This window comes from Kitasatospora sp. NPDC054768 (assembly GCF_053612025.1).
Genome location: NZ_JBSHBN010000255.1, coordinates 1 through 8,361, shown reverse-complemented (window position 1 = coordinate 8,361; position 8,361 = coordinate 1). Strand labels below are relative to the sequence as shown.

General features: G+C 61.8%; 5 protein-coding genes and 2 pseudogenes. 2 read left to right on the top strand and 5 right to left on the bottom strand.

What is annotated here, in order from left to right; all coding sequences use genetic code 11:
• Positions 1–125 precede the first annotated feature (125 nt).
• Positions 126–1,421, bottom strand: coding sequence for an IS256 family transposase (locus tag ACWGKU_RS39265; RefSeq protein ID WP_452191786.1), 1,296 nt, complete (start codon positions 1,419–1,421; stop codon positions 126–128).
• A 672-nt stretch (positions 1,422–2,093) separates the two neighbouring features.
• Here ACWGKU_RS39265 and ACWGKU_RS39260 point away from each other — a divergent pair.
• Entirely contained in the window at positions 2,094–3,761 is a 1,668-nt protein-coding gene (locus ACWGKU_RS39260) for a hypothetical protein (RefSeq protein WP_452180901.1), read from the top strand.
• A gap of 97 nt (positions 3,762–3,858) precedes the next feature.
• Here ACWGKU_RS39260 and ACWGKU_RS39255 read toward each other — a convergent pair.
• Positions 3,859–4,574 (bottom strand): annotated as a pseudogene (locus ACWGKU_RS39255) (IS5 family transposase); the annotation flags it as partial.
• 174 nt (positions 4,575–4,748) lie between these two features.
• A pseudogene (locus ACWGKU_RS39250) lies at positions 4,749–5,162 on the bottom strand (transposase); the annotation flags it as partial.
• Positions 5,163–5,326: 164 nt separating this feature from the next.
• On the opposite strand from ACWGKU_RS39250, the gene ACWGKU_RS39245 reads away from it, so the two are divergent.
• Positions 5,327–5,611 carry a hypothetical protein gene (locus ACWGKU_RS39245; RefSeq protein ID WP_331768734.1) on the top strand — a complete coding sequence of 95 codons (285 nt, stop codon included), beginning with the start codon at positions 5,327–5,329 and terminating at the stop codon, positions 5,609–5,611.
• A 145-nt stretch (positions 5,612–5,756) separates the two neighbouring features.
• On the opposite strand, the gene ACWGKU_RS39240 is transcribed toward ACWGKU_RS39245, so the two are convergent.
• Complete coding sequence (locus tag ACWGKU_RS39240) at positions 5,757–6,857, bottom strand: hypothetical protein (RefSeq protein WP_401053604.1); 1,101 nt, start codon at positions 6,855–6,857, stop codon at positions 5,757–5,759.
• Positions 6,858–8,140: 1,283 nt separating this feature from the next.
• A partial coding sequence (locus ACWGKU_RS39235) for a transposase (protein ID WP_452180900.1) occupies positions 8,141–8,361 on the bottom strand: 221 nt, incomplete at its 5' end.

Genomic DNA, 8,361 nt, shown 5'->3' with positions numbered 1-8,361 from the left:
CCGGAAAACACCGTCCCCACAAGCGCATTGGCATCTCGCATGACCTGCCAACGACGCCGGTCACGCTTCGTTACCACCGATTACGAGACAGAGCCCAGTGAACGGTGTAACTCGGTTGGGTTGAGTTAGCGGCGGCCGGCGGAGAGTCGGCCGTCGAAGGTGATCTCGAAGGCGTTCAGCGCGGCCTTCCAGCGGGTCATCCAGCGTTTGCGGCCGTCACCGGTCGGGTCGAGGGACATGACCGCCATGTAGACGCACTTCAGGGCCGCCTGCTCGTTCGGGAAGTGCCCGCGCGAGCGGACGGCCTTGCGGATGCGGGCGTTCACGGACTCGATCGCGTTCGTGGTGCAGATGACCCGGCGGACCTCGATGTCGAAGCTCAGGAACGGCACGAACTCGGCCCAGGCGTTCTCCCAGAGCCGCACGATCGCCGGATACTTCCTGCCCCAGGCCTCGCTGAACTCGACGAACCGCTCCAGGGCGGCGTCCTCGGTCGGCGCGGTGTAGACGGGCTTGAGGGCCTTGGAGATCTTGTCCCAGTCCTGACGGGCCGCGTAGCGGAACGAGGCCCGGATCAGGTGGACGATGCAGGTCTGGGTGACGGCCTGCGGCCAGACCGTGCCGATGGCATCGGGCAGGCCCTTGAGGCCGTCGCAGACGACCATGCAGACGTCCGCGACGCCGCGGTTCTTGATCTCGGTCAGGACGTGCAGCCAGTACTTCGCGCCCTCGCCGCCGTCGCCGGCCCACAGCCCGAGGATCTCCCGCGTGCCTTCGACCGTGACCGCGAGCGCCACGTAGATCGGCCGGTTGGCGACCTGGCCGTCGCGGAGCTTCACGTGGACGCAGTCGATGAAGACCACCGGATAGACCGGGTCGAGGGGGCGGTTCTGCCACTCGGCCATGCCCTCGATCACCTGGTCGGTGATGGTGGAGATGGTCTGCTTGGAGACCTCGGCGCCGTAGACCTCGGCCAGGTGCGCGGAGATCTCGCCGTGCGTCAGGCCGCGGGCGGACAGCGAGAGCACCATCTCGTCCACCCCGGACAGGCGCCGCTGGCGCTTGCGGACCAGCTGCGGCTCGAACGAGCCCTCCCGGTCCCGTGGAACGTCGATCTCGACTGGGCCGACCTCGGTCAGCACGGTCTTCGACCGCGTGCCGTTGCGGGAGTTCCCGCTGCCGGTCCCGGCCGGATCGTGTTTCTCGTAGCCGAGGTGGTCCGTCATCTCGCCCTCGGGTGCGGACTCCAGGATCTTCTTCGTCAGCTGCTGGAGCAGGCCTCCGGCGCCGGTGAGCTGCAGCCCGCTCGCACGGGCCCGGTCGACGAGTTGGCCGATCAGCTGGTCGTCCAAGGCGGCCGGCTGCAACTCCGCCGGCCGCACGGCCTCCACGGCCTCGGCCGAGACGGTCACTTCCTTCATCAGGTGCTACTTCCTTGATCGGGAGTTACACCGTTCTTTGTGCAGACCCGACCCCGGCTGACCAGCGACATCGCCCCATCCGACGAGCAGCGGACCACTTCCGGAGACGTGGAACCCGGCGCCCACCCAACGCGACAGTCGGGCCCTCGGTCTGTCTACAGGCATAAAACTCAGCCCGGACAAGCAGACGCGGCCCGCCAGCCAAGCTGACGAGCCGTCATGCAAGATCGAGGTTAGGGAAGCTAACTTGCCCGATGGCGATCAGCCGAGATAGCGATGGGTCGAAACCTATGCGATAGTTGTTTAGTAGCACCACCGGGCTTCGAATTAAATGTGAAGCGCCTTCCGGAGGTACGCTGCCTATGGTCTATTGAAAAAGAGCATAAGATGCCTCGTCGAGAACATTTCCGGAAAGATTCAAACGATACACAGGCGGCCAGATCCGGTCGCGGAGGGAAGTCTGAGCGCACTGCAGGTAATGCGCTCAGCGCGCTGCAGAGAACGGTCGGAAACGGAGCAGCCGCTAGCATTCTTCAAATAGCAGAATGGGAAACTGAGGCCGAGCACCACGGTGCGCCAGAAAACGAGGCGTTGCAGCTGCAAGCTCAGGGTCCACCGCCTCAAACATCGAAGAGCTTTGCCGAGCTTTCTGTAGCAGCGAAAACCAAAGTCATGCAATACAGTATCAGACACCGCGCTCACCGGATGTACGGAGTGCCCGACCTAAGGTCTTTCTCGTTCTTTGGGCCAGAGAACGGTGATGTGGTGGCTGGCCAGGCCTTCGAAGTCATTGACCTAGAGCCTGAACCGATCAACGCGATTTGGATGCCGCAAGCCCCGGTCGGCGAGCCTGCTTTCGCCGTCATCAATAATGATATTGAGGACGCTTCATTCTACCTTCTATTTTACTATCGACGGGAAGAAAAGTCCATTGCCGAAGGAAGCCTCGAGGAGTCTTTCCGAGCCTACTACAACGAAGAGTCAACTAACGGAGAAGAACTCGAGTGGTATTTCCAAGTCTACGGCGTAAATGATCTCCCCGGCGAGTATACAGGGCCACTCTTCGAAACTCGCGGTCAAGATGTCTATCCACATACAGAGAACGCCACCGGCTATGCTACGTCGCCGGAGGGAATGGCTAAGCTCCTAGAGAACAGATACAAGCTGAGCAAGAGCCACGCGGCCTTCTACCTGTTTGGCCAGTTCAGCGATCAGAACAAGGTGGTGGCCGGGGAGGACTTTACGGTCAATGGCCTGGCGCCGGAACCCATATTTGCGCGCTGGGTGGACAGGGAGCCCGCCTTGGGACTGCTCTTCATTGTCTATAACCAAGATATTGATGGCGCTCGGGAGTATCTCAAGTTCTACTACTGGGAGAGCGATGTCGGAGATGATCCAGAGTTCCTTGTCCATGACGCTGACATGCTCCCCGAGGGCTACTCCGGTCAGCTCTTCGTAACTGGTGGGGATCAGGTTTACCCTTACACGGGGCAGCCCGTTGGGCGTGCCTCGTCACGGGAAAGTCTTGTCAAAGCCCTGGAGAGCAAGCATGAGCTAAGCGGAAAGCATATGGCCTTCTGGCTTTGCGGACCAGAGAACGGCGATGTTGTGGCCGGGGAGGACTTTACAGTCCATGATCTGGCGCCAGATCCAATTGTGGCAAGTTGGGCGCAAGGGGAACCCGAGTGGGAAGAGCCACTATTCATCATCCGCAATGAGATTGAGAATGCCGAATACTTTCTTGAATTCTTCTACAGAGAGGAAAGCCTCGCCGGAAATAAGGGGCCTGTAATGAGCTTCGAAGTCCGGGGCATCGATAGCGCGCTTGAGGGGTACTCGGGGCCACTGTTCGAAACTTCCGGGCAGGAGGTTTATCCAGCGAAGAGTGAATTCTCGGGAGTGGCATCCTCGCGGGAAGAGCTGGCGAGCCTGATCGCGCAAAGATACACGCAAGCTGAGAATAATCCAGCCTTCTCGCTGCCCTCGCTGCTCGGGAAGAAGTTGATTGTCGGAGAAGACTTCGTGGTCGGTGACCTGATGGCTGACAACATCGAGTCACATTGGGTCTCCGAGGCCCCCGAGCATGCAAATCCGCTCTTTACCATGTTCGTTGGAGGACCCGCTGGCGGATACTATGCCCAATTCTATTTGCTGGACAGTACTGCTGGCGAGGCGGGATCGCAAAAAGATTCTTTGAGCTTTGCTGTGCATTCCGTCAAAGACCTTCCCGAGCTGCCGGAGCTGCTCTTCAAAAACTACGAGAACTATGTGTACCCGCTCCATGCAGGAGAGCCGCCAACTCGGAAGCACCGAAAGTTTACCGGAATTAATATCCGATGAGGGATGTCGAATTCTAGTACAGCACGCTGCCGTCAGCGTATTTACCGAGCGTCCTGTCTGGGAGGGCATTTGGTGAGAGTAGTTTGCCCTTTATATTCTAGTAAGTTCCTCGCCAGGTTGGTGTGGTCCCGTCCGTTATGCGCTTGGTGAGGTTGTCGATCGAGGCGATGTGGATCATGGCTTCGAAGCTGGCCGGGAGGGTCTCGTAGTCGCGGGCGAGACGGCGGCGTTGCATGATCCACCCCAAGCTTCGTTCGACCACCCATCGCCTTTTCGCCACGTGAAATCCAGGGGCGTCGGACTTCCGATGGACGACCTCGACGTCGACTCCGAGGCTTGCGCCGTGCTCGATCATTGCGTTCTTGAAGCCAGTGTCGACCCAGCTCTTGGAGATGCTCGGGTAGGTCTTCTTGGCCTGATTGAGGAGGCGTATTCCCAGGGCATTCTCGGACAGGCTCGCGGCGGTGACGGCGACGGCGAGGATGAGTCCGATGGTGTCGGTGAGGATGCCCCTCTTCCGGCCGACGATTTTCTTCGCGGCATCAGTTCCCTGGCTGGTCAGGGGCACGTTGGTGGAGGTCTTCACGCTCTGGGTGTCGATCACCGAGGCGGTCGGCTCGGGTTTGCGGCCTTCCTTTACTCGGGCCAGTCCGGTGAGGTCGTAGTTGAGTTGGGTGAATATTCCCTCGTCACGCCAGGCAGCGTAGTAGGCATAGACGGGGGTGCGTGGTTGGGGAAGTCGTGCGGGAGATACTTCCAGGGGATTCCCGTGCGGTTGACGTAGATTATCGCATTGAAGACGTCGCGCAAGGCGGAACAGGAGTCCTTGGGCTTTCCCCCGAGCTTCGCACCACGCCGCTACCGGCGTCGCACGTCAAGGGCGGGGACGGGTCATACGGACACGGACCCGTGACGGCACCTACGGCCTCATCAGCCGCCTCTCCAATCGGTCAGTCCACTCAAACTCGTGCAGCTTCGTGTCGCACGGTCGCCCTCCCAGCGCCCTGGCACAGCGCGGTCATCGGCCTCGGCCGGCCGCTCGCTGATCATCACCTCGGGCGTGACGTGCGCCCAGGCCTTGCGCTGGGATCGGGCCCTGGGCGCCCGCTGCGCCCTGCCGGTGCGCAGACACGTGACCAACTTGCGCTTGAGCGCTCCCCTGCCTTCGATGAACAGCGCCTGGTAGATCGCCTCGTGCGAGATGCGCATGGACTCATCATCGGGGAAGTCGACCTTCAATCGGTTGGCGATCTGCTCCGGACTCCACGCCGTGGCCCACCGGCGGTCTCCCCGATGCGGCTTGTTCTGCCCCTTGAACGGCGCGACCTCCGGCCCGAGCGCCGTCCCGTCCTCGCAGAGGACCTGACCCGACAGGCGCTCCTGCACGTAGTCCCGCAGCCGGTGGCCGCGGTGACAGGGCATCATGGCCCCGTGGAGCGCAGACGTGTCGTGGTCGAGGTCGGCGCGGTGCTGTCTGCCACGCGTGTGGGCCGACGGATCGGCCGCCTCCGGTGCGCGGACCAACCGCGTGCCATCGCCCGCGCTGCTGACCGGATCGACAGATCTTGCTGCTGGAGAAGCAGCGGCGCCTGGTGTTCGCCGAAGCTTTCACTGAGCCGCCGTACGGCGAGGCCACCCTGGCCGACGTCGACCGGGCTTTCAAGCGGTTCCATTCCCAGACCCGCAAGCCCGGATTCCTGGCCGCCCTGGCCTTCGTGCCGGACACCACGGTGGCCGGCACGGCCTACGGCTGCCCGCTGACGGCGAGCGCCAGGTGGTGGGACACCCTGTGGCCGCCCTATCGGCCGCTTGCCGCAATCGCCGCTCGATTCGGCGGCGGCTCGGCATGACCGACCGCTCCATCGAGCGCCTGGCCAACGGTCCTACCCCGGCAGAGCCAGGCCTCCCTGAACCGCGAACAGTCCTACCGGTGGATCCGTAACATGCCGGTCTCGACGAACTGGTCGGAGACCTGTCAGGTCAAGCACAGGATTGCTATGTGAAAAGCCGCCGCAACTCCGACTTGGCTCTATCCATGTCACCGTACGAGGCAAAGATCCGAGCACGCTCAACGGTGTCCCGAGCTTCGAGCAGGAGCGCAGTGGCCTCGAAGCGGTCCACGGCGACGGTCGGCGGTGGATAATTCATGCTTCCAGGATTCTCAGTCGGCCCTTCCATGATCGAGCGGACCGCATTGGAGAAGAAGCGGAGCAGCCCCTCGAAGGGGGATATCGGTTGGCTTCCCGTCTCCAGGGCTAGTGTTTTGATATTCCACGAATAGAGCGGCTTGCCGTGGAGGTCTCGCCAGTGCTTGACAAGGCGAACCGTGCGCTGCAGAGACCCGTTTGATTCGATCTTCGCCTGCCTGAGTAGCTTGGCATGACCGATTGGATCGTTCACGTCCCAGCCTTCGGGGATATCCGTATTGGGAATCAGCAAGTCACCCCCTTCGACCGGTAGTGCCAAAATAACGTCACATGTGAAGTCTCCATTTGCCTGCGGATCGAAGTCGAGGATGATCGACCGCTTTCCTTCCGTGGTGACCGTGAGGTTCGGGAATTTATTTCCGAGGATCTCCTTGAGTCTATCTGCGGTCTTCCGCATCTCTTCTTGCGGACCGGATTGGTCTTTTCCCGGCCCTAGATCAGGGCGGTCAGTGAGAATGACGCCCAGGTCCACGTCGTTCAGCGGGGACAGTGCATCCCCGTGTTCCACACTTCCGGTCCGGTACTGCTCGGCCCCTGGATAGATAAGATCCAGTGCACGGGCTACATCTTTCGCTCGGTCTTCGGCAATAGACAACTGCTTGTCGGTTGCCCTGATTCTACTGTCTTCTTGCTCAAGCCACTCATCCAGTTCTCCCGCACCTCCCCCGCGCAGTGAAGGCACTGACGCCTGACGGGAGCCCAGGTACAGGGGATCCAGAAATGCTAGACCCGATTCGACCAGGCGACGACGCTGTTGGTACGCGACATTCTCCTCGGTCGCTCGAGTCGTGGCCAGATCGAGCCATTGGGTAGACCGTGTCTGCCTGGCTCGTGCCGCCGATGCCGCCTGAGCGGACTTTTCTTTTCGTTGCGGTGCATGCCCAATCATCTCTGCATCTCCTTCTGCTTAGCCATCACTGGTTTGGCATCCGCATCGGACCAAGTCCGACAATGCAAATTTGCTCCTACCCGCCAAGCACGCTTCCGCTGCCATCTCGTCGGACCAAGAACTTCTCGTTCTCGTTTCAACAACACCCTTGGCCAAGGTTGTCGCGCAACCTGCCGACTGGTCCGCGCTGGCTTTCGTGCGGGTGCGCCGGCGGAGCAGCGTGGGCTCATCGAGGTGTTCACCGAACTGCACTTGGGCTCGGACCAGTCCCGCCGGGGGCTTGTCCAGCAGTGAGGCACTGCGGAGGCCGGGCCCGGAATCGTCCAGGCCCGGCCAACCGTGTGGGCGCCCCGTGGAGGGCCGGGTCTGCTGGTGGGCACTACGGGCGAAACCGGCGGTGCCCCAGCTGTCACCGCTCTTCGATGTATCCCGTACGGCGACCGACGGGGATCGTCGACCGCCACAACCCTCGCCGACCCTGGTCCGCACCAGCCGACATCTGGTGGCGGACGAGACCCTCGTCAGCGCCCTGGTGCCCACCCACGAGCGGGACGCCGCCCCTCGAAGGAACCAGCGGACACCCAGCAAACCCGCAGATCCCGTCGACGAGCACACCCGCCCGTCCCGGCATTCAGCCTGCCGCTGCCCTCACCGCAACGACCACCGGGCATTCCACCCAGGCCGGCACCAATTTTCAGGGTTCCTTTATGGAAATTCTCTGAACTGCCCATCATGCTGAGGAGCCCAATATCACTAACCACTCAGCACGCTATCATGGTCGCGCAATAGCCGCGCATACACGATGCGCCTCCCAAAGATCCTCGTCGCCTACCTCTTCGGGCACTACAGGCGCATTGAAGCAGCCCAGGGTGTAGGTGAGTGTGATGACGAGGCGGTTGGGGCGACCGCGTGGGAAGGTGCCTGCCTCGGCAGGCCCGTTTCTCGGGGCGTCCGCTGAAGCGGACATGACGATTTCCCGGGCCGTCCCAGCCCTCCAGTGGCTGCGCCGCGAGTGATACCTCCGTTCCTATTTCCATGAACGCAGTCACGGCATCCTTCTCCTCCTGGCGGTTCACCGTGTTGACGCCTGCCTGCCTCGGGCTGGCGGCACAGCGACCGGTGGGAGCGCCGTGGGAGAAGAGAGAGCGGTTGGGCCGCTCCCTTAGGCTTGCGGAGGAACAACGTGTTGCTTCCCGCTTTGCGGCTCGTTGGTCTGGTATGGGCGTATCGGAGAGGGCGAGGTCTCAGAGGGCATTTGATGAGAGTAGTTTGCCCTTTATGTCCTAGTAGGTTCCTCGCCAGGTTGGTGCGGTTTCGTCCGTTATGCGCTTGGCGAGGTTGTCGATCGAGGCGATGTGGATCATGGCTTCGGAGCTGGTCGGCAGTGTCTCGTAGTCGCGGGCCAGCCAGCGGCGCTGCATGATCCACCCCAGACTCCGTTCAACCACCCACCGCCTTTTCACCACGTGAAATCCGGGGACGTCGGACTTCCGGTGGACGACCT